The organism is Streptomyces sp. CB02923 (assembly GCF_001905005.1).
GTDB lineage: Bacteria > Actinomycetota > Actinomycetes > Streptomycetales > Streptomycetaceae > Streptomyces.
Genome location: NZ_LWKZ01000027.1, coordinates 147,351 through 171,224 on the forward strand (window position 1 = coordinate 147,351; position 23,874 = coordinate 171,224).

The window sequence follows — 23,874 nt, forward strand, 5'->3', positions numbered from 1 at the left end:
CGGCGCTCACTTGCTGGCCGGGGACCAGTTCAGTCCCCAGCCGTATGCCTCGTCGACGGTGCGCTGCGGGCTGACGCCCGGCGCGGGCACCAGGTAGTGGGCCTCGCGCTGCACGACCAGTTCGCTGCCGGTGTTGGTGATCAGGGCGAGGGCGCAGACGGTGGACGGGACGGTGCACGCGTCGAGCGTGAAATCGACGGGGGCGCCGTACTGCGGCTGGAGCGTGACCGTGGCGTGCAGCCCCTCGAAGCTCTTCGCGCCCGCGTAGACGGTCACGAAGACCAGGATGCGCCGGATGCGGTCCTGGTGGTCCAGAGCGATCGTCAGGTTCTCGCCCGTCGCGGCGGCTCCGGTGCGGTCGTCCTGGTCGAGCTGGATGTACGGCGGGGCGTGCAGTGTGCCGAAGTTGCCGCCGATGGGGTGGACCACGCCCGCGCTGCCGTCGGTGAGTTCGTACAGCGCGCACAGGTCGAGGTCCAGGTCGCCGGACTGCGGCAGCAGCGCTCCGCGGGCGCCGAGGGCCTCCATGGTCTTGCGGCCCAGCTTCTTGCCCAGGCGTGCGGCCGGTTTGCCGGCCTGCTGCCAGTTCAGGTTGACCCGCATCGTGCCTGAGGTGCCGCCCTGCTTCGTCAAGGAGACGACGGGCGCTTCCTTCGTGAGGGTGACCTTCGACAGGCTCACGGGCGGGGCGGGGGCGGGCGGCGGCGCGGGCGCCCCTGACGGGGGCGGAATTGACGCCGCCGGTTGTCCGGTGGGCGGGGCGGGGTATCCGGTGGGCGGAGCGGCGTATCCGGTGGGCGGGGCGGGCGGGCCGGGTGTCGGGGCCGCGGCCGGGGGCTCCTCCTCGACGCTGATGCCGAAGTCGGTGGCCAGCCCGGCCAGCCCGGTGTCGTACCCCTGTCCGACCGCCCGGAACTTCCAGGCGCCTTGCCTGCGGTAGAGCTCTCCGAGGACGAAGGCGGTCTCGGCGGTGGCGTCCCGGCTGTCGAAGCGGGCCAGTTCGGCGCCGCCGCCCGCGTCGAGCACCCGGACGCACAGCCCTGCCACCCGGCCGAAGGCGCCTCCGTCGGCCGAGGCGGCGAGCACCACCTTGTCCACGGCGGGCTCCAGCCGGGCCAGGTCGACGGTCAGACTGTCGGTCACCGCGTCCCCCGCGGGCCGCTTGCCTTCGTGGCGGACGGCGCCGGAGGCGTGCGCGGGCTGGTTGTAAAAGACGAAGTCCGCGTCGTCGCGGACCTTTCCCCGCGTGGTCAGCAGCAGGGCGGAGGCGTCCACGTCCGGGGTGCCGGGTCCGGTGCGCCATCCCAGTTCCAGCCGTACCGACGTGGCCGGTACCGCGACGTTGCTTCCCTTGGGCATCGACATCGTGGCGCCCCTCCCTCATCTCGCTCGCCGGGCTCCGGTGCGGTGCCCCTCTTTCACGGTGGCAGGTTCCAACCTACTTGCCGAAAAATGTCCGCCGTTCATCTGATGTGGACACGGCCTTTACACGATCCCTACGGGCAATCGCGACCGTTTTTGCCAAGTTCGCTCACATTGGGGATCTGGGACTGCACACGACACGTGAAACAACCCTCTTTTCAGGCTCCCCAACCGGCACATCGTGGGCTTAACTTAAGAGGTATGACCTCCCCCCGCTCTACCTACGGCGGCGGCTACTACGCTTCGCCGTCCTTCCCGGACACCCCGATCTACGACTCCCTCGTCGCCGAGCGCGGCACGCCGCAGATTGCCCCGATCCGCGTCGAGTTGCCCTACGACTCGGGCTCGTCGTACCTGCCGGCCCTGCCGTCGGCGCTGCCCGCGCTGCCCGCCGCGCCGTCCCAGCCGTACTCCGGCCAGGGATATCCGGGCGCCGCGGCCCAGCCGGTCTCCCCGCTGCAGAGCGCCCCGGCGCCGTACATCCCGCAGCAGGCGGGCCCCCGCGGCTACCCCGCCCAGCAGCAACAGCCCCAGCGCCCCGCCGGGAACGGCGGCACGGGCTACGACGCGATGCGCCCGGCCGGACCGGTCGCCCCGCGCCCCGCGCCGTCCCCGTACGACGATCCGTACGGCCGCCAGTACCCCCGCGGGTACTGACCTGGGCGATGCGTACGCGGGCGGGGAACCGGTCCTGCACCACCGGGCGGCACCGGTCGCCGGGCCACCGTGGGGGCCTGGCAGGATGAGGGTGTGCTGAACCCTTTCCTCCAGGCCATCCACAGGTATCCGGTCAAATCCGTGGCGGGGTCGGGCCCCGGCGAGGCGGTCGTGGAACCGTGGGGGCTCGCCGGGGACCGCCGCTGGATGCTCGTCGACGGCGAGCGCCGGTTCGTCACCCAGCGCGCCCGGCCCCGGCTGGCCGCGGCCGGCGCCGCGGAACTCCCCGGCGGCGCCCTGCGGCTGACGGCGCCGGACATGCCGCCGCTGACCGTCGGGGTACCGGAGCCCGGGGCGACGGTCACGGTCGAGGTGTGGGGGGACAAGGTCGAGGCGGTGCCCGCGTCCGGCGCCGCCGCCGAGTGGTTCGGCGCCTACCTGGGCGTACCCGTGCAGCTGGTGCATCTGGACGAGCCGGCCCGGCGGCGTCCCACCGACCCGGCCTACGCGCGGCCGGGCGAGACCGTCAGCTTCGCCGACGGCTTTCCGCTCCTCCTCACCACGACCTCCTCCCTCGACGCCCTCAACTCGCTCGTCGCCCGGGGCGACCACGCCGGTGAGGGCCCCCTGCCGATGGACCGCTTCCGGCCGAACGTCGTGGTGGACGGCACCGCGCCCTGGGACGAGGACGCGTGGCAGCGGATACGTATCGGCGAGGTCGCGTTCCGCGTGGTGAAACCGTGCGGCCGGTGCGTGATGACCACCACCGACCAGCGGACCGGCCGGCGCGGCAAGGAGCCGCTGCGCACCCTGGCCCGCCACCGCCGCATCGGTGACCAGCTCCTCTTCGGCCAGAACCTGATCCCGGAGGGCACCGGCACGCTCCGCGTCGGCGACCCCTTCGAGGTGCTCGCCCGGCGCCCCCGCGGCTGAGACGCGGCCGCCCGGACGACCGGACCGCGTACGGCGCACGCCTGACGCCCCGTCGGCACCGGCCCACGCGCCGGGACGCGGACCTCCGGACCGCATTGCGGGCGCGTGTCCGGCTGCCTACAGTGAGCGCACGGCGATACCGACAACGGGAGCCGTGGGGAGTGTCTAGGTGCCGATGCCGACCTGGGAACCGCCCGGAGACCATCTCATTCCGGTGCAGCACATGCGTCCCGGGGATCACGCCTTTGTGAGTTACGACGACGACGAGGTGCGGTGGGAGGTCATGACCGCCTTCGTACGGCTCGGACTCGCCCAGGGCGAGAAGGTCATGCTCTTCCCCGACCCGTGGCTCCCGGAGGCCGAGGTGCTGGCCCGGCTCGACTTCACCGGCCCCGGCACCATGACGGCCCGCGAGCGGGGGCAGCTGGTGCTGAGCAGTATGCGGGTGCTGATCCGCCCGGACCGCCGGTTCACACCCGAGCGGCAGATCGGGCGGCTGCACTCGGAGACGGCGCGGGCCGCCGCCGAGGGCTTCACCGGCCTGCGGGCCTTCATCGACATGCGGTGGGTGCCCGACCTGAACGCCGACGTACGGGTGATGATGCACCGTGAGACGCACGCGGACGCCCTGTTCGAAGGCCACCGGTACAGCGAGATCTGCGCTTACGACCGCCGCTGGTTCGGCCCCGAGGTGCTGCACGCGATGGACCGGGCACACCCCCGCAGCCTCCTGGAACGGCTCGGCACCCTGCGGTCGGTGCGCGGCGGTGACGGCAGCGTGCACTTCATCGGTGACGCGGACACCCCCGCCCGTCGTCCCTTCGTCTCCGCGCTGGAACTGGCACTGTCCGGCAGCACCGGCACCCGTCGGCTCACCGTCGACCTGACGCGATTACACCTGCTGTCGGTGGGCTGCGCGACCGCGCTGATCGTGCTGGCCGCCCGGGCCGCGGGCCATGACCTCGTCGAGGTCCGCTGCGACCGCGTACACGCCCGTACGCTGCACCGGCTCGGCGCGGGCGCGGTGCCCCGGCTGGTGACGACGGAGGTGATACGACCGTGCTGACCCCGGACCCGGCCACGTCCGAGAACGGGCCGCTCGACACCCGGACCGCCACCTGCCTGCTGCGGCGCCGCTTCACCGCGCGGGTGCTGCCGCAGCTGCGGCTGCTGGTGGAGGAGTGCGCCGTCCGCGAGGGCCTGGCGGAACCGCGGCGCGGGGAGTTCGTCCTGGCCGTGGACGAGATCGCGGGCAATGCCGTGGAACACGCGGGCGGCTCCGGGCGGCTGCTGCTGCGCCGCATCGGTGACGAACTGGAGTGCCGTATCAGCGACTCGGGTCCCGGCTTCAGCGAAGCGGTGATTCCCGAACTGCTGCCGGGGCTCGACGGAGCGCACCAGGGGCGCGGGCTGTGGCTCGCGCGTCTGGTGGCGGACCGGTTCGCGGTCCGGGCGGGGGACGCGGAGGCGCCCGGCTCCCGGGGAGCCGAGGTCACCCTGGCGGTACGGGTGCAGTGACGCGCGGCCGCCTCACTGCGGCCGCTCCTCGGGTGCCCGCAGCCACTCCTGTGCCCGGTCGCGCACGATCTGCTCACCGCGCTGTTCGGCGGCGTCGTCGTGTGCGTACTCCAGCTGGTCCACCACGGCGACCACCCCGTCGATGCGCCCCGCCATCCGCAGCGCCATCGGCACCTCGCTGCTGCGCTCCAGCCGCCCCGACAGCGTGACCACGCCCGCCCGTACGGACACGCCGAGCGTGCCGGGCTCAAGGCCGAGGGTGCGCACGAGGACCTCGGTGATCAGCTCCTCGCGGATCTCCTCGTCCGGGCGCAGGAAGACCTTCAGCAGGTCGCTGCGGGTCACCAGCCCGCACAGCCGGCCCTCCGCGTCGACGACCGGCAGCCGGTCCAGCTTCCCGGTCACCATCAGCCGGGCGGCCTCGGCGACGGTCTGGTGGGGGCCGATCGTCACCGGCGGCGAGGTCATCAGCTCGCCCGCCTGCAGGCTGCGCTTCCTGGCGCGGGCCGCACGGGCCCTGCCGGTCAGCCGTCGGCGGTTGTACCAGCGGTTCTGCAGCACGTCGTGTGCGGCCTGGCGGAACATCAGGTCCGTCTCGGAGATGACGCCCACGACCTTGCCGTCGCCGTCGACGACGGGGAGCCCCGTCTTGCGGTGCTTGCTCAGCAGGTTGATGACTTCCCTGAACGACGTCGTGTAACGGGCCTTGACGACCTCGGTGTTCATGAGCCGGCCGACCTGTCGGTGATCCATCGTGGACCCTCCCTCATGCCGGGATACAGTCTCGGCCGCCGCCGGGGGCGGCTGAAGGCCGCACACGTGGCGATACGGTTCACGCCCCGCAGGTGAGGGAGTGCCGTGCGGGCCCCGCACCGTACGCGGCCCGGCTCCCCGGTCTCCGCGGGTCGCGGGCGGCGCCGCCGGTGATTTCGCCCTCCGTTCGTCCCGTACGCGCATGACGCGCGCCGGACGAGGTACTTGCGACACGGAGAGGGGGCACGACGTGGTACGAGTCATCGCGGGACTGTGGCGCTGGCGGCGCAACCCGCTGCGCCGGACGACCGACCTCCTGGAGGCCTGGGTGGCGCTGGCCACCGCCCTGCTGATCGCGCTGGGCGGCGGCTTCGCGGGGTGGGCCGCGGGCAGATCCGCCCACGACGCGCTGCTGCGGTCCGTACGGACGCAGGCGCAGGAGCGGCACCAGGTGTGGGCGACGCCGGACCGGACCGCTCCGCGCACTCCCGCGGCCCTCGACCCCGAGGGCTCCGCGGGCCGTGACACGCACCGCCGGGTGGACGCCCGATGGACCGCGCCGGACGGCAGCGAGCACCGCGGCCCGGTCGCCGCGGCAGGTGCCGTGCGGCCGGGCGAGCGGTTCCGGATCTGGACCGACGGGCAGGGCCGGGTCGTGCCGCGGCCGATGGACGCGAGCACGGCCAGGGCGCATGCGGCGCTCGCGGGGCTCGGCGCGGCGGCTGCCGCGGCGGCGGTGGCCGAAGGCGGCCGGCAGCTGGTGACACGCCGGATGCTGGCCTGCCGGTACCGGCGCTGGGAGCGGGAGTGGGAGCGCGCCGGCCAGGACTGGGGGCGGGCCGGAGCGGGCAGCTGAACGGCCGCGGCAGGCTGCGGAAAGGGCTGCGGCGCGGGCGCGGGGAAGACCGCCGGAGCCGCGTACCGCGGGGTTGCCGGTGTCGTCGGCGAACTCCCGCACATACAGGCTGACCATGTCATCCGGTGCCTGCCGGGCGCGCTACGGTGGAGCCGCCAGCCTCCCGGCTGGGGTCCCGGGCACACGTACGCGGACATACGCGGACGTACAACTGCCGGGCCGGTAACAGCCGCACGAGGTGGGGGCACGACAGCGCCATGGCACAGGGCTCGGTCCAGGTGACGCATACGGGCACATCGCGGTGGCGGCGCCGCACGGGCGAGTACAGCTCGCTGGCCGCGGCCCTGGACGCCGCCGGGGACGGTGATGTGCTGACCGTGGGCGCCGGTACGTACCGTGAGAACCTCGTGCTGCTGCGCGCGGTGACGCTGCGGGGGCCCGAGGGGGCGCGCGGGTCGGTGCGCATCGCGCCTGCCGACGGCGTCGCGCTGACCGTGCGGGCCTCGGCGACGGTTCAGGACCTCCAGTTGGAGGGGCAGGACTCCACGGCGCCAGCGGTGCTGGTGGAGGACGGCGCTCCGGAGCTGGACGGGCTGCGGGTGGTGACGCGTTCTGCGTCCGGCATCGAGGTGCGCGGCGGCGCGCGCCCGACCGTGCGCCGCTGCACGGTCGACAACCCCGGCGGTGTGGGCATCAGCGTGCTGGACGGCGCGGGCGGGATCTTCGAGGAGTGCGAGGTGGTGGCCGCCGGGCAGTCCGGGATCGCGGTGCGCGGCGGCGCGCACCCGCGGCTGGAGAACTGCCGGGTGCGCCACGCCTCCGGCGCGGGCCTGTCGGTCGAGGGCGAGGGCAGCGGCGTGGAGGCGTTCGGCTGCGAGCTGTACGAGATCAAGGGCGCGGGGGTGCAGGTCGCCTCGCGGGCGAGCGGCCAGCTGACCGACTGCTCGGTGCACCGGACCTCGGCCGACGGCATCACCCTGGACACCGACGCGGTGCTCACGCTCGCCGACTGCGACATCCACGACATCCCGGAGAACGCCGTGGACCTGCGGTCCCGGTCGGTGCTGACGCTGACCCGCAGCACCGTGCGCCGCTTCGGCCGCAACGGGCTGTCGGTGTGGGACCCGGGCACCCGGGTGGACGCCAACCAGTGCGAGATCCACGACAGTACGGGCGACTACCCGGCGGTGTGGGTCAGCGACGGCGCCACCGCCGTACTGGACTCGACGCGGGTGCACGACGTGCCGGACGCGCTGTTCGTGCTGGACCGGGGCTCGCGCGCGGACGTGGTGGACTCCGATCTGTCCCAGGTGCGCAACACGGCGGTGTCGGTGAGCGACGGCGCGACCGTGCAGCTCGACGACTGCCGCATCCGGGAGGCGGCGACCGGCGCCTGGTTCCGGGACCACGGCAGCGGCGGCACGCTCGCCAACTGCACCATCGACGCGTCGCAGACCGGTGTGATCGTGACCAAGGGCGCCGACCCCACCGTCGAGCGCTGCACGGTCAGCTCCCCGGCCGAGGCGGGTTTCTACGTCTCGGCGGAGGGGCGCGGCACGTTCAACGGGTGCCGGGTGACCGGGAGTTCGGGGTACGGCTTCCACATCATCGACGGCTGCCGTACGACGCTGACGCGCTGCCGCACCGAGCGGTGCGCGCGCGGCGGATACGAGTTCGCGGACAGCGGCGCGGCCTTGGGCGAGGGGTACACGGGCGGGCCGACCGTTCAGGACTGCACCAGCGACGAGAGCCGGGCGGCCGGGGAGCCGGCCCCCGCGGCGCGGGCGGCGGCGAGCGTGCCGGTGACGCAGACGGCCGGACTGCTCGGGAGCGTACCGGCGCCGGCCGCACCTCCCGCCCCGCCCGCCCCGGAACCCGCGGAACCCGCCGTGGTGAGCCGGCCCTCCGAGGAGGTGCTCGGCGAACTGGACAAGCTGGTCGGCCTGGAGAGCGTCAAGCGCGAGGTGCGCAGCCTGATCAACATGATCGAGGTGGGGCGGCGCCGGCAGGAGGCCGGGCTCAAGGCCGCCTCCGTCCGCCGCCACCTGGTCTTCACCGGCTCCCCCGGCACCGGCAAGACCACGGTCGCGCGGCTCTACGGCGAGATCCTGGCCGCGCTGGACGTGCTGGAGCGCGGGCACCTGGTGGAGGTGTCGCGGGTGGACCTGGTCGGCGAGCACATCGGCTCCACGGCGATCCGTACGCAGGAGGCGTTCGACCGGGCGCGCGGCGGGGTGCTGTTCATCGACGAGGCGTACGCGCTCTCGCCGGAGGACTCCGGGCGGGACTTCGGGCGCGAGGCGATCGACACGCTGGTGAAGCTGATGGAGGACCACCGCGAGGCGGTGGTGGTGATCGTGGCGGGGTACACCAACGAGATGGAGCGTTTCCTCGCCGTCAACCCGGGGGTGGCGTCCCGCTTCTCACGCACCATCACCTTCGGTGACTACACGCCGGAGGACCTGCTGCGCATCGTCGAGCAGCAGGGCGACGAGCATGAGTACCGGCTGGCCGACGGGGCGGGCGAGGCGCTGCTGAAGTACTTCACCGCGCTCCCCAAGGGCCCTTCGTTCGGCAACGGCCGGACCGCGCGGCAGACGTTCGAGGCGATGGTCGAGCGGCACGCGGGCCGGGTCGCGCTGCTGGCCGACCCGGACACCGACGCCCTCACCCTGCTGTACGCGGAGGACCTGCCCGACCTTCCCTGACGCATCGTCATCTCTTCGGGTCCGGCGGTTTCCCGTCGCGCTGAGGCGGTACGCAGGCACCGAGCCGATCGATCAGTTCGGCGCGGGTCTCCTCGAACAGCGGGTCGGACTGGTAGTCGCCGTGCCCCAGGATCTGGGCGGGCAGCGGGTGCTGGAGGGTCCGCCCGAAGGCGAGCGGGTCGCGCAGCGGGCCGAGGTCGATGGACGGGCCGTCCTCGCACGTCAGCCGTACGGGTCCGCCGATGGGGTCGGTGAGCCGCCAGAGGTTGCGCCAGTCGTCCATCTCCCGGTGCAGGCCGGTCAGCGCCTCCGGCCCGAAGCAGGCGGGGAACCAGCGCCCGTACAGGCGCTCCAGCGGTGACCCATAGGTGAGGAGCGCGACCCGGCTGCGGGTGACCAGGTCCAGCTGCCAGACGGCGGCCGCCGCCAGCACACTGCCCTGGGAGTGGCCGGAGATGACCAGGCGGCCGTCGTTGTTCTCGGTCCAGGTGGCCATCCGCCACGTCAGGTCGGGGACGGCGCGCTCGGCGTAGCAGGGCGGCGCGAAGGGGTGCGCGGCGCGCGGCCAGAACGTGCCGACGTCCCACAGGATGCCGACGGTGCGGCGGGTGGAGCGGTCCCGGTAGGCGCGCCAGCCCATGACGGCGAGCAGCAGGACGCCGACGCCCATCAGCCAGGAGCCCAGCGACTCCGCCGTCGCGGCGGCCGTGTGCACGAGCAGCGGCGCCTGCTCCGTGGCGCGGCCGGGCGCGCGGTCGGTGAGCCAGGCGCCGGCCACGGCGCCGGCGCCCAGCACGAGGGTGACCACGCAGACGGCGCCGATCAGGACCGGCGCGGAGTCGGTGAGCCCGGCCCGCGCGATGGTGCCGGCGATGCGCCGCACGCGGTCCTCGTCGGGCCGCTCCTGCTGGTCGTACAGGCCGGGGATGTCCGGTTCGACCCTGCGGCGTACCAGCATCATCTGGACAGCGGCCAGGACGGCGAAGGCGACGACGACGACCAGGAGCACCGGGAGCACCGACGCCTGCCAGGACAGCAGGACGGGCGGTCCGGCGATCGGGGCGCCCGCCTGGCCGGGGGACGCGCCGCCGTCCAGCCAGTCCCCCAGCCGCTCGGCCGCTCCCCCGGTGAGCACTCCGCCCAGCGCGCACCCCAGCAGGGCCACGGCCGCGCCGTGCAGGCCCTTCAGCGCCGCACGGCCGTCGCCGTGCCCGTGGCGGCGGGCGGCGCTCTGGAGGAAGCCCGCGGTGACGAGGAGGCCGAGGACCAGCAGGCCCTGGAAGACGGCGATGCCGCCGAAGGCGCCGCTGCCGGGCAGCCGGTCGCCGCTGACCCAGCCGGGCCGGGCCCAGGCCGTGTGGACGGCGGACAGGGCGAGCACGCCGAGCGCGCCGAACGGCAGCGCCCTGACCAGGAAGCGGTCGCGGTGTTCGTCCGGTTCGGCCTCGGAGCGCGCGGTGCGGCAGGCGACCCAGACGGTGAGCCCCGTCAGCAGCAGGACCAGGACGAGCAGCGCCCGGCCGGCGGCGGGCAGCGGGCCGGTGCTCCCCGTACGCCGGTCGAAGTCCACCGCGGCCGCGAGCAGCGCGGCGGCGATGGTCAGCAGCCCGGCCGCGGTGTGCGCGGCGCGCAGCCGGGCCACCACCCGGCGGCCGTACCAGAAGCCACGGCGGGTCAGTGCGGGGCGCTGGGCGGGCGGGACGTCACGGGAGGTGCCGGGGCGGCGAGGCGGCGGCGAGGCGGCCTCGTACGCGCTCCACGTACGGCGGGAGAGCCACCACAGGAAGCCGACGAGCAGCAGCGGCAGCGCGGCGGCGATCACGATGCGCCGGCCCGGCCCGCTCCACGCGCCGCCCTGCCCGGGGTTCAGGAAGCCCATCCAGGACTTGCCCGCCGAGCAGGCGGCGCTGCCCGCGCACTGCCAGGCCGTCAGGTCCAGGGCCACTTCGCACGCCGCGGCGACCAGCAGGACGGTGAGGCTGAGCGCGAGGAGGCGGACGAGGATGTCGTACACGCGGTGGCCCTTGTGGCCGGTGGGGGCGGCGGGGCGCATCCAGTGGGCGAGGTTGGCGACCATGAAGGGGAGCAGGATCAGCCACAGGGCGCGGGCTCCGTTGCCGGAGGTGAGGTTGCACCAGCAGTACGCCTCGCGGATCGGTTCGGTGCGGTAGTCGTCGGGGCGCTGTTCGGCGTCGGCGTCGACGGCCCTGCGGTACACGGCGGCGGTGTCGTCGCCGGTGACCAGGACGGTGCGCGGGTCGCCGAGCATCCGCTCGGGCGTCGTGCCGCCGACGCCGTGCACGAGGAGCTCCAGGGCGAGTTGCCGCTCGCCCGGTGGTGCGCCGTCCGGGGCGGTGCCCGGCCCGTTCGGAGTCGCTCGGTGCGTGCTGCTTCCGGTGTCCACTGGTCGTTCCCCCGATGCCGTGCGTGCCGGTCGGCGCCGCACGGTACCCGGCGGCGGCGTCCGCTGTCATGTCATGCTCAACCTGGCGCCCGGGTCCGGGCGCGCGGCCCTCGCGTATCCCGCGCCTGCACTCCTTCCCGCATACGCGGGCGTGCACCCCACCCCTTCGGGGCGGATGCGCCCGGCGCCGCGTGCGAGGATGTGGGCGAAACGGCAGCCGGGCGGCGGAAGGGACAGGCCGGGGTGAGCGACAACCAGAACCTGCTCGCGGAGCAGCGGCGCGCTCTGATCCTCGACGAGGTCAGACGGCGCGGCGGCGTGCGCGTGAACGAACTGACGCGCAGGCTCAACGTCTCGGACATGACGGTCCGGCGGGACCTGGACGCCCTCGCCCGGCAGGGCATGGTGGAGAAGGTGCACGGCGGGGCGGTCCCGGTCAGCGAACCGAGCAGCCACGAGCCGGGCTTCGAGGCCAAGTCGGGGCTGGAGCTGAGCGCCAAGGAGGACATCGCCAAGGCGGCGGCCCGGATGGCGGCGCCCGGCGGAGCCATTGCCCTGGCGGGCGGCACGACCGCGTTCGCGCTGGCCCAGCAGCTGCTGGAGGTACCGGATCTGACGGTCGTCACCAACTCGGTGCGGGTGGCCGACGTGTTCTACAACGCGCAGCGCGCCGCGGCCGGCGGCGGCGCGCCCCGGCCGGGCGCGGCGACGGTGGTGCTCACCGGCGGGGTGCGCACCCCTTCGGACACCCTGGTGGGGCCGGTGGCGGACGCCGCGATCCGCTCCCTCCACTTCGACGTGCTCTTCCTCGGCGTGCACGGCATATCGGTGGAGGCCGGGCTGTCCACGCCCAACCTCGCCGAGGCGGAGACCAACCGCCACTTCGTCCGCTCGGCCCGCCGCGTCGTGGTGGTGGCCGACCACACCAAGTGGGGCACGGTGGGGCTCAGTTCCTTCGCCTCGCTGGAGGACGTGGACGTACTGGTGACCGACCGCGGGCTGTCCGCGCAGGCCCGCGAGGAGATCGCGGAGCTGCCGCCGGAGCTGGTCGTCGCGGGCGAGCCGGGCGACGGCACCGACGTCTGAGGCGCGTACCGCTCAGCCGGACCAGGTGCCGCTCTCCAGGAACCGGTCGAGCGTCGCCGCGTACGGCGCGATGTCCAGGCCCTGCTCCTCCAGCCAGCTGTCGGAGTAGTACTTGTCCAGGTAGCGGTCGCCGGGGTCGCAGAGCAGGGTGACGACGGAGCCGGTGCGGCCCTCGGCGACCATCTCCGCCACGATCTTCAGCGCGCTCCACAGACCGGTGCCCGTCGAGCCGCCCGCCTTGCGGCCGATGGCCTGTTCCAGGGCCCGTACGGCCGCCACGCTCGCCGCGTCCGGGACCTTCATCATCCGGTCGACGGCCCCGGGCACGAAGCTGGGCTCCATGCGCGGCCGCCCGATGCCCTCGATGCGGGAGGCGGTGGCGCAGTCCGTCTTCGCGTCGCCGGTGCGCCAGCCGTCGAAGAAGCAGGAGTTCTCCGGGTCGGGCACGCAGATGCGGGTGTCGTACTGCATGTAGTGCACATAGCGGGCGATGGTCGCGGAGGTGCCGCCGGTGCCGGCCGTGGCGACGATCCAGGCAGGTTCCGGGTACCGCTCCAGCCGCAGCTGCTGGTAGATCGACTCGGCGATGTTGTTGTTGCCCCGCCAGTCCGTCGCCCGTTCGGCGTAGGTGAACTGATCCATGTAGTGCCCGCCCGACTCGGCGGCGAGCTGCGCGGAGACCGCGTAGACGGTCCGCGGGTCGTTCACCAGGTGACAGGTGCCACCGTGGAACTCGATCAGCCGGGTCTTTTCACGGCTGGTCGTGGCGGGCATGACCGCGATGAAGGGCACACCGATCAGGCTCGCGAAGTACGCCTCGGAGACCGCGGTGGAGCCGCTGGAGGACTCGATGACGGGCTTGCCGGGCCGGATCCAGCCGTTGCACAGCCCGTAGAGGAACAGCGAACGGGCCAGCCGGTGCTTGAGGCTGCCGGTGGGGTGGGTCGACTCGTCCTTCAGGTACAGGTCGATGCCCCACTCCTCCGGCAGCGGGAAGCGCAGCAGATGGGTGTCGGCCGTCCGGTTGGCGTCCGCCTGCACCTTGCGGACGGCTTCTTTGAGCCAGGCCCGGTAGTCCGGATCGCTGCGGTCGACGTCCACGGTCGGCATCGGGCAGCCGCCCCCGGGCACCCGGTCCGCGGGGCTGTGTGGTGTCTGTGCGGTGCTCATCGGCGCGCTCCCCGACGTCGTACGGAGCCCGCGCGGGACGCCGGGCCGGTTCCGACTATAGCCACCTGCCACACGCTTCTCACCTGCATAAACAACCCTTTGAGCACCTCCAAGCACCACCTGGGTCCGGGCCGCGGGCGAGCTTTGGCCAAGGGGTACTGGTGCACACGGCACGACGCAGGCAGACTGCGCACCAGGGGGCGGGTGGAGACCGCACGCCCGACGTGCTGAGGAGGTGAACGCCATGGCGGAGCCCGAATTCAACGCCACCGGGGTGCGCATAGAGAGATGGCTGCTCCGGTCGCTCACCCGGGCGGGGCAAGTCGTGATCAAGGACGGCAGGCTGGCCCTGCTGACGAGTTACGGGACCGAGATAGACAGCGCGCCGGTCCAGGCCGTACAGGCGCACAAACCGCTGTTCGCGGCCCGCGACCGGGCCCTCGCCACCCTGAACGGCCACCGGTACTCGCTGACGCTGGGCACCCCGGACCGCTTCCTGGATGCCGTACGCGCGGCACGCTCCGCTCACGCTTGACCGGGGTCCTTCGGGGGACGGTGCGGTTGCGGGAGCGCACTGGTGGGACGACCCTGGACTCGTATAACCGAGGGTTCACCAGCGGTGACACTGTGGTGGATGGCGGCATCGCTGGATCCGATCTTCGCCCCCGTCGTACGAGGGCGCCCGACCTCATCAGGGAGTCGCGGTCGTGATCAGGCAGCCCAGCAGACACTGCACGGTGGAGCTCCAGGCCCTACCGGCACGGATCGGCCAGGTGCGCAGAATCGTGTCGGCGCAGCTCCGGTACTGGCGTCTCGACGCCTTGATAGACCCCGCGGCGCTCGGCGTGACCGAGCTGCTGGCCAACGTGCACCAGCACGCCGCGCCCAGCAAGCAGTGCACCGTGGAACTGCTCGTCCTCCTGGACCAGCTGACGGTGTCGGTGCGTGACCTGGACCCGCGGCTGCCCCGGGTACGGACGGCCGGGACCCTCGACACCGAGGGCCGCGGGCTGTCGCTGATCGCGGCCCTCAGCGAGAGCTGGGGAGTGCGGCCCGACGGCGGCGGCAAGGTCGTCTGGTTCACGCTTCCCGCCCTCACGCACGCACCCGAGGAGACGGGACGCCGTACGCCGGGGGGCCGCTCGTCCTGTGCCCGCGGCGTGGCAGCGCACGCACCGGGCGAACCGCCCCTGTGTGCACCGGTGGACAGCCGCTCCCGGGTGCGGGGTGCCGGGGTCGGTTGAAGGGGTCCGGGTGCCGGGGCCGTCCGCCGCGTAGCGCGCGGGCCTGCAACTGGTGACGTACGCCGTGCGGACGTACGCCATCACCCGGCGGCGCGGAGCAGATTCGGGAGCGCGGTACTGAGCGCCCGCGCTCCCTCGCTCACACCGATCCGCCCTTGGACCCGGCGCCGAACCGCTCGTCCAGGACGGACAGCCTGCGCCAGTACTCGTCCTCGTCGATCTCCCCCGTCGCGAACCGCCGGGCGAGCAGGTCGATGGGCGACGGGTCGCCGCCGGCCACTGCGGGCCCGGCATCCCGGAACCCGCCGAACGGCCGCCGAGGGCCGTGTCCGCGCCACACGGCGCGCCGCAGCACCGTGATCACGCCGAACACGACGGCCGTCCAGAACAGCGGGAAGAGAAGGAACCAGGGGCCGGGGCCACCGTCGGTCCACGGGTGCGCGAGTTCGGACATGACAGGTCAGCTCCTTGTCGGCAGGTGCCGCGCGGGCCCCGTGCCCGGTGGTGCGCACAGGGCCGGCCCGGCTGCGGGGTTCGCCCTTCCGAGCCTGGCGCGCCGGGGGCCGCCGGTCGTCGTACGGCCGACGGCACCGCGCGTACCGCCGGGGAAGTACGCGGGGAGGGAACGGCGCCGCAACCGATCACCGCGAGGCCCGGCCGCCATCTTTGTAACTACTGGTATGTACAGTAGCTCCATGACCACTTCCGAACGGCTCATCGAGAGCACCCGGGAGCTCCTCTGGGAGCGCGGCTTCACCGGCACCAGCCCCAAGGCGATCCTTCAGCACGCAGGCGTCGGCCAGGGCAGCATGTACCACCACTTCTCCGGCAAGTCCGACCTCGCGCTCGCCGCCATCCGCCGCACCGCGGAAGCCATGCGGGCCACCGCCGACACCGCCCTCTCCGGGGACGGCGGCGCGTACGACCGCGTACGGGCCTACCTCCTGCGCGAACGCGACGTCCTGCGCGGCTGCCCGGTCGGCCGGCTGACCATGGACCCGGACGTCATCGCCGATCCGGCGCTGCGGCAGCCCGTCTTCGAGACGCTCGACTGGCTGCGCGGACGGATCGCCGCAATCCTCCGGGAGGGGCGCGAGCGCGGCGAGTTCGACGCGGAGCTGGACCCGGAAGGGACCGCCGCGGCCGTCGTCGCGACCGTGCAGGGCGGCTACGTGCTGGCCCGCGCCGCCGGATCGCCCGCCCCCTTCGACACCGCCGTGCACGGCGTGCTGTCCCTGCTCACGGCCCGCGCCACCGGCCCGGCCGACGCCGTCCGCCCCGCGTGATCCGCCACCACCCCCTCCCCCGCCGCCACTTGGAGCACCCGTGCACGCCCTGCAGTACGCCGCCACCCTCCCCGCCGACTACGACATGGAGATCATCCGCGACCGGGTACGGACCCGGGGCCACCTCCTCGACGCCCACGAAGGGCTCGGGATCAAGGCGTACGGCATACGCGAACGCGGTGTCGACGGTTCGCCCGTCAATCAATACGCGCCGTTCTACCTCTGGGCCGACGCCCTGGCGATGAACCGCTTCCTGCTCGGTGACGGCTTCCGCGGCGTGATCCGCGACTTCGGCCGCCCGGAGGTGCGGCACTGGATGGGCGTCCATCACGAGCGGGGACCGTCCGCCGGAGCGGTGCCCGGCTCCTTCGTCCGCCGTACGCAGGCCCTCGCCGAGGGGACGGATCCGGCCACCGCCGTCGAGGAGGCGATGACCGGCCAGCGGCGGCTGGCCCGTACGGACGGCGTGCACACCACCGCGCTCGCGCTCGACCCCCGGCACTGGGAACTCGTGCACTTCACCCTCTGGGAAGGCACCGCACCCGCGACGGAGGGGGACCGCTTCCGGGTACTGCACCTGTCCGCGCCGGGGGCGAAGCTGCTGCCGACCGGGGCGCAGTGGTGAACGGGACCGCGGAACCGACCGTCCGTACGGTCTCGGGCGACGTCTCCCCCGCCGCGCTGGGCCTCTGCGACGCCCACGACCACCTGTTCCTGCGCAGCCCGCAGCTCCCCGGTCAGGAACTCGACGACACCTCCGCGGCGGCGGCCGAGCTGCGGGCCTTCCGGGAGGCGGGCGGCGGCACGGTCGTCCAGTGGACGCCGTACGGCATGGGGCGGCGCGCCGGTGAACTGCCGCGCCTCGCGGAGGAGTCCGGGGTGCGGATCGTCGCGGCGACCGGGCTGCACCAGGCGGTTCATTACGCGGCCGGGGTGTTGGAGCGGGTGGCGGGGAGGGGTGGCGTGTCCTGGGGTGTGGGGGGTTCGGCGGGTTCGGGGGGCTCCGGGCGGTCGGGGGGTTCGGCCTCAGGTGGCGCGGAGTCGGCCTCAGGTGGCGCGGGTTCGGCCTCAGGTGGCGCGGGTTCGGCGGATCTGGCGGGGCTGTTCGTGGCGGAGCTGACGACGGGGATCGGCAGTTGGGGCGGGGGGTTCGGTGCCGACGGAGCGGACGGGGCCGCCGCGCGGCCGCGGGCCGGGATGATCAAAGTCGCCGGCGGCTTCCACGGCCTGGACGCGCACGCCGCGCACACCATGGCCGCGGCGGCCGAGGCGCACCACGCCACCGGCGCCCCCATCGGCGTCCACTTGGAGCTGGGCACCGGCGCACCGGACGTACTCGACCTGCTGTGCGGAAAGCTGGAGGTGCCGCCGGAACGGGTGATCCTGGGACACCTCAACCGCTCGCCCGACCCGGTCGCCCACCGGACGGCCGCCGCTGCCGGGGCCTACCTGGCCTTCGACGGGCCGTCCCGCGCCCATCACGCCACGGACTGGCGGCTGCCGGACGCACTGGCCGCGCTGGCGGACGCCGGGTACGGCGACCGGCTGCTGCTCGGCGGCGACACGACGACGGCGGCGGGCCGGTCGGTCGACGGCGGCCCCGGCATGCCCCACCTGCTGCGCCGTCTGCGCCCGCGGCTCGAACAGACCCTGGGCGAGGCGCTGGTGCGGCGCATCTTCACGACGAACCCGGCCCGCGCGTTCGCGGTCGCGTGGGAGCCAGTGGCGGGCGGGAGTTGATGCGGCCCGCCCCGGACTCGTTGAACGATGGGGACGTTGGACCGTAGAACCATCGGATCGTTGGACGCTTGAACCATCGGATCGGGCGACAATGGCGGCAGCGTAGCCGTCGGCCTCTGGAGGCAGCGTGCAACACCTGGGCATCCTCGCGCACAGCGCCGAAGGAGCGGCACTGTGCTTCCGGGCCTTCTGCCAGGAAGGAGCCGCCGAACTGGGGGCGTACGACCACCCGGACGTGACGCTGGACTGCGTCAGCATGGCGCGGAGCATGGCCGCCTGGGACGCCGGTGACCACCAGTCGGTCCGGGCGACGCTCGCCGGGAGCGTGGGGCGGCTCGCCCGCGCGGGCGCGGACTTCTTCGTCTGCCCGGACAACACCGCCCACCTGGCGCTCGGGCTGCCCGGCGAGAAGCTGCCGCTGGCCGGGCTGCACATCGCCGAGGTGGTCGCCGAACGCGCCGCCCGGGACGGGCACCGGCGGGTCGGCGTCCTGGGGACCGCGTACACGATGGACGGTTCGCTCTACGGGGACGCGCTGGGCTCCCGGGGCATCGCGGCCGAAGTGCCGGACGAGGACGACCGCCGTACCGTCCACCGGATCATCTTCGACGAGTTGGTGAACGGCGTGTTCACCGGGCCCGCGCGCCGGGAGTACGTACGTGTCATCGGCCGGCTGGCGGCACGCGGCTGCGACGCGGTCGCCCTCGTGTGCACGGAGATTCCGCTCCTGGTGACGCCGGAGGTCTCGCCGCTGCCGACGCTGGACTCGACGCGGCTGCTGGCACGCGCGGCCTTCGAGACCGCCGTCGGCCGGCGGGCGGCGCCGCGGTGGCGAGGCGGCCCGCTCGGGGGCTGACGTGGCGTGGCGGGCCGGTCCGGCCGAGGACTGACGTGGCGATGGCGGGGCGGCCCGGCCGGGGGCTGATGTGGCGTGGCGGTTGGCGCCGCGGCCGTTCAGCCGGGTTCGTCTCCAGCGCTCCGGTCCTCCTCCGCGCCGTTCTCCAGGACCACCAGCGGATCGTCCAGCACCGGCTGCCACGCCAGCTCCGCCGCGCCGACCAGGCTGTTGTGGTCGAGCGTGCACGGCAGGATCGGTACGCCGCCGCTGCGTCCCCACAGGCTGCGCTCGGCGACGACGGCCCGCAGGCGTTCCGGGTCGGCGCCCAGGAGTTCGCGGTGCAGGCCGCCGAGGATGATGCGGTCGGGGTTGAGGATGTTGACGAGTCCGGCGATGCCCAGGCCCAGCCGGTCGATCAGCAGGTCGGCGGCGGCCCGTACGGACGGGTCCTGGTGCTCCTCGCGGAGCAGGTCGGTGGCCTGCCGGAGCAGCGAGCCCTCGGGGCCCGGCTCGCGGCCCGCGGCGCCCAGGAAGGCGAGCGGGTCCGCCTCGACGTCCAGGCAGCCGCGGCTGCCGCAGTGGCAGGGCGCGCCCTCCGGGTTGACGGTCAGGTGGCCGACCTCCAGGGCCAGCCCCGAACTTCCGCTGTGCAGACGGCCGTCCAGGACCAGCGCGCCGCCGACGCCCCGGTGCCCGGAGGCGACGCACAGCAGGTCGCGGGCGCCGCGGCCGGCGCCGTGCCGGTGTTCGGCCAGTGCGGCGAGGTTGACGTCATTGCCCGTGAAGCCGACCGCCTCGGTGACCCCGGGGATGCCGGCCTCGGCGAGGGCATGCCGGAAGAGGCGGCGTACGGGGGCGCCCGAAGGCCAGGCCAGATGCAGCGGGTTGAGTGCCTCGCCGTCGGGTTCGGCGACGGCGGACGGGATGGCGAGCGCCGCGCCGAGGCAGCGCCGCCCGGTCCGTTCCAGCAGGCCGGAGCCGGCTGCCACCGCCTCGGCCAGTACGTGCGCGGGGTCGGCGGGGATCGTGCCGCAGCCGCTGACGGTGGCCACGATGCGCCCGCCGAGGCCGACCAGCGCGACGCGGAAGCCGTCGGCGTGGATCTGTCCGGCGAGCACGACGGGGCCGTTCTCGTCGAGGAACAGCCGGTGCGACGGGCGGCCTTGGGACCCTGCCGAGGAGGTCGGGCGGGAGTCGACGGTGATCAGCCCGAGCGCTTCCAGCTCCGCCGCCACCGCGCCCGCGGTGGCCCGGGTCACGCCGAGTTCCGAGGTCAGGACGGCACGGGTGGGCGCGCGCCCGGTGTGTACGAGCTCCAGTGCGGGCCCGAGGGCGCTGCGGCCCCGCTCCAGCCTGGTTGTCCGAGTGTGGGTCACGGCCCCATTCTCACTTTGTGCCGACGGTAAACAAAATACGGGCCACTCTTCCGGGGAACGCGGCGCGCCGGACACGGCGCCCCGGACACGGCGCGCATCGCGTACGGCCGGGTGCGGGGCGGCGCGTACCGGTGGCGTCCGGGTGCGCCTACCGCACGACACGTACAGGCCCGTACGCGGGAGTCGATATGCGGATGCCGGGTACCCGGCCTGTCGGAAGGGCCCGTACGCGGACCATAATTGGCTACTTGGTCACGGATTCGGCCAGGGCACCCGGCCGGAGCGCGCCGGAGCGCGAGACGCGCACGCCGGAGCTGTCCGGCCACCCCGACACCTGGGGGCTGCATGAACGTCACACCCCGGCTGCGCGGACCCGCGCGGCTGATGTTCGGCAATCCGGTCTCGCTCGTCTACCTGGCGCTGGTGGTCGCGGCGGTGCTCTTCGCCTTGGTGGACATGGTCTTCGTGCGGCATCAGGACGCCTCGTTCGCCGGCATCTGGGCGGTGCTGCTCACCTCGCCCACGGTCTTCCCGCTCTGGCTCGCCGGTGACGCGATGTGGGGTGAGGCCGGCTCGCCGCAGTGGTATTCGGTGCTGACGCTGGTCGTCGCCGCCCTGGTCAACGCGCTGCTGCTCGGGCTGCTCCAGCGTGCGCTGCGCGGGCGGCCGGGCGGGCGCGGGGCCGTTGTCAGTGGTGGCTGGCACACTCAGCGGCATGGAGATTACTGACTTCACCGCGTACCTGGAGCAGGACGGGCAACTCCTCGCGGACGCCGCCGAGCAGGCGGGGGCCGATGCACCGGTGCCGACCTGCCCGGAGTGGCGGGTGCGGGATCTGCTCACCCACACCGGCCGGGTGCACCGCTGGGCGACGGGCCACGTCGAGCACGGCCACCGGCGGCCGGTCCCGCCGCCCGCGGACCCGGAGCTGCCCGACGAGCAGCTCCCCGACTGGCTGCGTGACGGCTGCCGGACGCTGATGCGGGCGCTGCGCTCGGCCCCGGCGGACCTGTCGTGCTGGACCTTCCTGCCCGCGCCGTCCCCGCTGGCCTTCTGGGCGCGGCGCCAGGCCCACGAGACGGCGGTGCACCGCGCCGACGCCGAGGCGGCGCTCGGCGCGGGCATCACCGCCTCCGCGCCCGCCTTCGCCGTCGACGGCATCGACGAGCTGCTCGTCGGCATGCAGGCGCGGGAGCGCAGCACACTGCGTACGGAGGCGCCGAAGACGCTTCTGATACGGGCCACGGGCGCGCCCGGAGCGGCGGATGCAGCCTGGACGGTGCTGCTGTCGGACGCGCCGCCGCGCGCGGAGCGCATACCGGACCCGGCGGCGCCGGGCGGCGCCGTGCCGGACTGTGTGATCGAGGGCCCCTCCCCCGACCTGTACCTCGCACTGTGGAACCGCCGCCCGCTGGACGGCCTCACGATCACCGGCGATACCACTCTGGCCCGGCTGTGGCCGGAGCGCTCGGGCATCTGACGGCCACCGCACGACGCGCCGGTCCGGCCCTCGGGACTGCTGTGCCCTGCCGCCCCGCCCGGGTGCTGCCGCGCCCGGGTGCAGCCGCGCCCGTCACGGCGTCATCCACCGGATGCGTGCGGAGCCCGGCGCCGCACGCGAGTCGCACTGACACAGATCGTCAACTGATCGACTCTCCCGGGACTGGTCGCTGTGCTGATCCTGCATAGGGTTTTCAGGGAGGCGGCAGTGCGGCATTCGCGCACTCCGTCCACTGCCGCGCCGAGTGTTCAGGCGCCTCCACGAGAGAAGGAAGCACACCCATGCGCGCCCTTGTGGTCGATCACGGCGAGGCCGGACCCGTCCGCTTCGCCGATGTCGATGAGCCCGTGCCGTCCAGCGACGAGGCGCTGGTCGAGATACGGCACATCGCTCTCAACTTCGGAGAGCTGAATTACGTGCACCAGTGGCCGGCCGGCGCTGTGCACGGCCACGACGCGGCCGGCGTCGTGGTGCGCGCCGCGTCCGACGGCTCGGGGCCGCCCGAAGGTACGCGCGTCGCACTGGGGATGTCCGCCCACGCGTGGGCGGAGCGGGTGGCGGTCGGGCCCGCCTCGCTCGGCACCGTCCCCGCGGGCGTGGATCTGGCCGACAGCGCCGCGCTGGGGATCGCCGGAGTCACCGCGCTGCGGGTGCTGCGCAAGCGTTCCCTGCTGGCGCGCGACGTCCTGATCACCGGCGCCAGCGGGGGCGTGGGGCACTTCGCCGTCCAGTTGGCGGCGCTGGCGGGCGCCCGGGTGACGGCACACGTGGGTTCGCCGGACCGGGCCGCCGGACTCCGCGAACTGGGGGCCGACAAGGTCCTGACCGACCTGGCCGAGACCGAGTGCCGCTTCGACCTCGTCCTGGACACGGTCGGTGGGCCGCTGACGGTCCAGGCGTGGAATTCCCTCGCCGAGGGCGGCACCATCCACGTGGTCGGTTACTCCTCGGGGCAGGACACCACGTTCCCGTCAGGGATCTTGTTCGGCTTCGGCGAACCCCGCAGCATCGCCACCTACGGCGACATGACGCCGACCAGCGGGGAGCTGACGGACCTGCTGGGCCTCGTGGCCGCCGGGAAGCTCTCGGTCCCGGTCGGACTGCGAGGCGACTGGCAGGACGTGGACGACGCCGTCCGGGCACTGTTCGCGCGGAAGGTACACGGAAAGATCGTTCTTGACGTGGTCTGACGCCCGACGACGAGAAGGGAACGATGGACGTACTCGCGGAGGCCTTGCGTGTATCGGGTGCGCGAGGGGCGCTCGGGGTCGTACTGAAGGCCGGCGGAACCTGGGGCCTGCGGCTGGACTCCGCTCCGGGAGCTGCACTGCACGTGGTGTCCCGGGGCACGATGTGGCTCCACGTCCCGGGCGGGAGGCCCCTGGAGGTGCAGGCAGGAGACGCCGTCCTGCTGCCGCCTGGCACCGCCCACGGGATAGCCGGCGGGTCCGGTACGACGATGAGTCCCTGTGACCGGAAGGCGACGGACCAGGCCCTCACCGACGGCAGCCCCCTGCACCTGGGCTCGGCGCCGGCGCAGACGGAAGTGCTCGTCCTGCGCTATGAGCAGGACCCGGAGGTGAGCACGCCGGTGCTCACCTCCCTCGTCCGGCCGATGCACGTCACGAGCCGGGAGAACACCCAGCTCAGAATGACCGTCGAGCTTCTCACGGCGGAGCTCGCACAGCCGCAGATCGGCACCACCGCCGCCGTCAACAGCATCGTCGACCTTCTGCTCATCCAGTTCGTACGCGTCTGGCTGGCCCGCCACCCGGAGGAGCAGTCCGGCTCATGGCTGGGCGCGATGCGTGATCCGGTCGTGCGCGACGCCCTGGCATGTGTCCACGCCCGGCCGGAACACCCCTGGACCACCGAGTCCCTGGCGGCCGCTACGGCGGTCTCCCGAACGACGCTGTCCAGGCACTTCCGGTCCGCGCTCGGACAGACGCCGGGCGCGTACGTGACGCAGTGGCGCATGGACCTGGCGTCCGTCCGGCTCCGCGACACCGACGAGCCGGTCGAGTCGATCTCCGGCACGGTCGGCTACGCCTCGCCGCACGCTTTCAGCCGTGCCTTCCGACGTGCCCGGGGCATGCCCCCGGGCGAGTACCGTTCTCGACTTCGCAAGTGATCGCAGGCAGGCGATCACCGGCGACACAGGTCAGCTCCCGCTGGAGGTCACGCTGGAGTTCGCCGACAGCGGCGAGGGTCTGCACCATGAACTTGACGGTGGACAGCCTCGATCCCGGCCTCGTCCAGGACGAGCTTCTGCCGGGCGGTCAGCTGCCGGCCGGTCGGCTGCCGGGCTGCTGGTCCATCGGCTGCTGGCCGGTCGAGACCCGCTCGTAGACCAGGTTCGCCGCAGGGGCCCCTTCCGTACGG

Annotated in this window: 24 protein-coding genes; 18 read left to right on the forward strand and 6 right to left on the reverse strand. The window is 73.6% G+C overall.

Annotated features, from left to right (window positions below):
- Window positions 1–6 precede the first annotated feature (6 nt).
- The gene (locus tag A6A06_RS35495) at window positions 7–1,365 is read right to left on the reverse strand and encodes a TerD family protein (protein WP_073767500.1); all 1,359 of its coding nucleotides are present in this window, start codon (window positions 1,363–1,365) and stop codon (window positions 7–9) included.
- 258 nt (window positions 1,366–1,623) lie between these two features.
- On the opposite strand from A6A06_RS35495, the gene A6A06_RS35500 reads away from it, so the two are divergent.
- The 4 genes from A6A06_RS35500 to A6A06_RS35515 all read left to right on the forward strand — a co-directional run bounded on the left by A6A06_RS35500 (window position 1,624) and on the right by A6A06_RS35515 (window position 4,530).
- Window positions 1,624–2,079, forward strand: a complete 456-nt coding sequence (locus A6A06_RS35500) for a DUF6643 family protein (RefSeq protein ID WP_073767502.1) — start codon at window positions 1,624–1,626, stop codon at window positions 2,077–2,079.
- 93 nt (window positions 2,080–2,172) lie between these two features.
- Window positions 2,173–3,012 carry an MOSC domain-containing protein gene (locus tag A6A06_RS35505; protein ID WP_073767504.1) on the forward strand — a complete coding sequence of 280 codons (840 nt, stop codon included), beginning with the start codon at window positions 2,173–2,175 and terminating at the stop codon, window positions 3,010–3,012.
- Between the two features lie 247 nt (window positions 3,013–3,259).
- Window positions 3,260–4,078, forward strand: coding sequence for an MEDS domain-containing protein (locus A6A06_RS35510; protein WP_242441120.1), 819 nt, complete (start codon window positions 3,260–3,262; stop codon window positions 4,076–4,078).
- On the forward strand, window positions 4,072–4,530 hold the full coding sequence (locus A6A06_RS35515; RefSeq protein ID WP_079194590.1) for an ATP-binding protein: 459 nt from the start codon (window positions 4,072–4,074) through the stop codon (window positions 4,528–4,530). Before A6A06_RS35510 ends, A6A06_RS35515 begins: the two co-directional genes overlap by 7 nt.
- A 12-nt stretch (window positions 4,531–4,542) precedes the next feature.
- Here A6A06_RS35515 and A6A06_RS35520 read toward each other — a convergent pair whose 3' ends face one another.
- A complete protein-coding gene (locus A6A06_RS35520; protein WP_073767508.1) occupies window positions 4,543–5,283 on the reverse strand; it encodes a CBS domain-containing protein in 741 nt (246 codons plus the stop codon).
- 250 nt (window positions 5,284–5,533) lie between these two features.
- Between A6A06_RS35520 and A6A06_RS35525 the strand changes: the two genes are divergently transcribed.
- The gene (locus A6A06_RS35525; protein ID WP_338015976.1) at window positions 5,534–6,139 is read left to right on the forward strand and encodes an Rv1733c family protein; all 606 of its coding nucleotides are present in this window, start codon (window positions 5,534–5,536) and stop codon (window positions 6,137–6,139) included.
- Between the two features lie 257 nt (window positions 6,140–6,396).
- Entirely contained in the window at window positions 6,397–8,847 is a 2,451-nt protein-coding gene (locus A6A06_RS35530; protein ID WP_073767510.1) for a right-handed parallel beta-helix repeat-containing protein, read from the forward strand.
- A gap of 7 nt (window positions 8,848–8,854) precedes the next feature.
- On the opposite strand, the gene A6A06_RS35535 is transcribed toward A6A06_RS35530, so the two are convergent.
- Window positions 8,855–11,251: a hypothetical protein gene (locus tag A6A06_RS35535; RefSeq protein WP_242441121.1), complete on the reverse strand. Its 2,397-nt coding sequence runs from the start codon at window positions 11,249–11,251 to the stop codon at window positions 8,855–8,857.
- 243 nt (window positions 11,252–11,494) lie between these two features.
- Here A6A06_RS35535 and A6A06_RS35540 point away from each other — a divergent pair, with 243 nt between their 5' ends.
- Window positions 11,495–12,337, forward strand: a complete 843-nt coding sequence (locus A6A06_RS35540; RefSeq protein WP_073767512.1) for a DeoR/GlpR family DNA-binding transcription regulator — start codon at window positions 11,495–11,497, stop codon at window positions 12,335–12,337.
- A gap of 12 nt (window positions 12,338–12,349) precedes the next feature.
- On the opposite strand, the gene A6A06_RS35545 is transcribed toward A6A06_RS35540, so the two are convergent.
- Complete coding sequence (locus tag A6A06_RS35545; protein WP_073767514.1) at window positions 12,350–13,507, reverse strand: PLP-dependent cysteine synthase family protein; 1,158 nt, start codon at window positions 13,505–13,507, stop codon at window positions 12,350–12,352.
- Window positions 13,508–13,751: 244 nt separating this feature from the next.
- Between A6A06_RS35545 and A6A06_RS35550 the strand changes: the two genes are divergently transcribed.
- Together A6A06_RS35550 and A6A06_RS35555 are read left to right on the forward strand one after the other, a co-directional pair.
- Entirely contained in the window at window positions 13,752–14,042 is a 291-nt protein-coding gene (locus A6A06_RS35550; RefSeq protein ID WP_073767516.1) for a hypothetical protein, read from the forward strand.
- Window positions 14,043–14,214: 172 nt separating this feature from the next.
- On the forward strand, window positions 14,215–14,751 hold the full coding sequence (locus A6A06_RS35555; protein ID WP_073767518.1) for an ATP-binding protein: 537 nt from the start codon (window positions 14,215–14,217) through the stop codon (window positions 14,749–14,751).
- A 139-nt stretch (window positions 14,752–14,890) separates the two neighbouring features.
- Here A6A06_RS35555 and A6A06_RS35560 read toward each other — a convergent pair whose 3' ends face one another.
- The gene (locus tag A6A06_RS35560; RefSeq protein WP_073767520.1) at window positions 14,891–15,205 is read right to left on the reverse strand and encodes an SHOCT domain-containing protein; all 315 of its coding nucleotides are present in this window, start codon (window positions 15,203–15,205) and stop codon (window positions 14,891–14,893) included.
- Window positions 15,206–15,446: 241 nt separating this feature from the next.
- On the opposite strand from A6A06_RS35560, the gene A6A06_RS35565 reads away from it, so the two are divergent.
- From A6A06_RS35565 to A6A06_RS35580, 4 genes are all read left to right on the forward strand, one after another.
- The gene (locus tag A6A06_RS35565; RefSeq protein ID WP_242441122.1) at window positions 15,447–16,037 is read left to right on the forward strand and encodes a TetR/AcrR family transcriptional regulator; all 591 of its coding nucleotides are present in this window, start codon (window positions 15,447–15,449) and stop codon (window positions 16,035–16,037) included.
- A 40-nt stretch (window positions 16,038–16,077) separates the two neighbouring features.
- Window positions 16,078–16,662 (forward strand): DUF4865 family protein, encoded by a 585-nt coding sequence (locus A6A06_RS35570; RefSeq protein WP_073767524.1) that lies wholly within the window; start codon window positions 16,078–16,080, stop codon window positions 16,660–16,662.
- The gene (locus tag A6A06_RS35575; protein ID WP_073768307.1) at window positions 16,659–17,777 is read left to right on the forward strand and encodes an amidohydrolase family protein; all 1,119 of its coding nucleotides are present in this window, start codon (window positions 16,659–16,661) and stop codon (window positions 17,775–17,777) included. Before A6A06_RS35570 ends, A6A06_RS35575 begins: the two co-directional genes overlap by 4 nt.
- A gap of 127 nt (window positions 17,778–17,904) precedes the next feature.
- Window positions 17,905–18,633 (forward strand): aspartate/glutamate racemase family protein, encoded by a 729-nt coding sequence (locus tag A6A06_RS35580; protein WP_073767526.1) that lies wholly within the window; start codon window positions 17,905–17,907, stop codon window positions 18,631–18,633.
- 98 nt (window positions 18,634–18,731) lie between these two features.
- Here A6A06_RS35580 and A6A06_RS35585 read toward each other — a convergent pair whose 3' ends face one another.
- A complete protein-coding gene (locus A6A06_RS35585; RefSeq protein WP_073767528.1) occupies window positions 18,732–19,991 on the reverse strand; it encodes an ROK family protein in 1,260 nt (419 codons plus the stop codon).
- A gap of 345 nt (window positions 19,992–20,336) precedes the next feature.
- On the opposite strand from A6A06_RS35585, the gene A6A06_RS35590 reads away from it, so the two are divergent.
- The 5 genes from A6A06_RS35590 to A6A06_RS43645 all read left to right on the forward strand — a co-directional run bounded on the left by A6A06_RS35590 (window position 20,337) and on the right by A6A06_RS43645 (window position 23,841).
- Window positions 20,337–20,720: an SCO4225 family membrane protein gene (locus A6A06_RS35590; RefSeq protein ID WP_073767530.1), complete on the forward strand. Its 384-nt coding sequence runs from the start codon at window positions 20,337–20,339 to the stop codon at window positions 20,718–20,720.
- Window positions 20,707–21,471 carry a maleylpyruvate isomerase family mycothiol-dependent enzyme gene (locus A6A06_RS35595; protein WP_073767532.1) on the forward strand — a complete coding sequence of 255 codons (765 nt, stop codon included), beginning with the start codon at window positions 20,707–20,709 and terminating at the stop codon, window positions 21,469–21,471. Before A6A06_RS35590 ends, A6A06_RS35595 begins: the two co-directional genes overlap by 14 nt.
- Before the next feature lie 302 nt (window positions 21,472–21,773).
- A complete protein-coding gene (locus A6A06_RS35600; protein WP_073767534.1) occupies window positions 21,774–22,682 on the forward strand; it encodes a zinc-binding dehydrogenase in 909 nt (302 codons plus the stop codon).
- Between the two features lie 23 nt (window positions 22,683–22,705).
- On the forward strand, window positions 22,706–23,623 hold the full coding sequence (locus A6A06_RS35605) for an AraC family transcriptional regulator (protein ID WP_073767536.1): 918 nt from the start codon (window positions 22,706–22,708) through the stop codon (window positions 23,621–23,623).
- Between the two features lie 86 nt (window positions 23,624–23,709).
- Window positions 23,710–23,841, forward strand: a complete 132-nt coding sequence (locus A6A06_RS43645) for a hypothetical protein (RefSeq protein ID WP_274535909.1) — start codon at window positions 23,710–23,712, stop codon at window positions 23,839–23,841.
- Window positions 23,842–23,874 lie beyond the last annotated feature (33 nt).

What these genes read in the sequence shown, in the direction of transcription:
- A6A06_RS35500 (WP_073767502.1), top strand. Translation starts at nt 1,624, where the DNA reads ATGACCTCCCCCCGCTCTACCTACGGCGGCGGCTACTACGCTTCGCCG.
- A6A06_RS35605 (WP_073767536.1), top strand. Translation starts at nt 22,706, where the DNA reads ATGGACGTACTCGCGGAGGCCTTGCGTGTATCGGGTGCGCGAGGGGCG.
- A6A06_RS35565 (WP_242441122.1), top strand. Translation starts at nt 15,447, where the DNA reads ATGACCACTTCCGAACGGCTCATCGAGAGCACCCGGGAGCTCCTCTGG.
- A6A06_RS43645 (WP_274535909.1), top strand. Translation starts at nt 23,710, where the DNA reads ATGAACTTGACGGTGGACAGCCTCGATCCCGGCCTCGTCCAGGACGAG.
- A6A06_RS35550 (WP_073767516.1), top strand. Translation starts at nt 13,752, where the DNA reads ATGGCGGAGCCCGAATTCAACGCCACCGGGGTGCGCATAGAGAGATGG.
- A6A06_RS35590 (WP_073767530.1), top strand. Translation starts at nt 20,337, where the DNA reads ATGAACGTCACACCCCGGCTGCGCGGACCCGCGCGGCTGATGTTCGGC.
- A6A06_RS35600 (WP_073767534.1), top strand. Translation starts at nt 21,774, where the DNA reads ATGCGCGCCCTTGTGGTCGATCACGGCGAGGCCGGACCCGTCCGCTTC.
- A6A06_RS35495 (WP_073767500.1), bottom strand. Translation starts at nt 1,365, where the DNA reads ATGTCGATGCCCAAGGGAAGCAACGTCGCGGTACCGGCCACGTCGGTA.
- A6A06_RS35545 (WP_073767514.1), bottom strand. Translation starts at nt 13,507, where the DNA reads ATGAGCACCGCACAGACACCACACAGCCCCGCGGACCGGGTGCCCGGG.
- A6A06_RS35520 (WP_073767508.1), bottom strand. Translation starts at nt 5,283, where the DNA reads ATGGATCACCGACAGGTCGGCCGGCTCATGAACACCGAGGTCGTCAAG.
- A6A06_RS35595 (WP_073767532.1), top strand. Translation starts at nt 20,707, where the DNA reads ATGGAGATTACTGACTTCACCGCGTACCTGGAGCAGGACGGGCAACTC.
- A6A06_RS35560 (WP_073767520.1), bottom strand. Translation starts at nt 15,205, where the DNA reads ATGTCCGAACTCGCGCACCCGTGGACCGACGGTGGCCCCGGCCCCTGG.
- A6A06_RS35530 (WP_073767510.1), top strand. Translation starts at nt 6,397, where the DNA reads ATGGCACAGGGCTCGGTCCAGGTGACGCATACGGGCACATCGCGGTGG.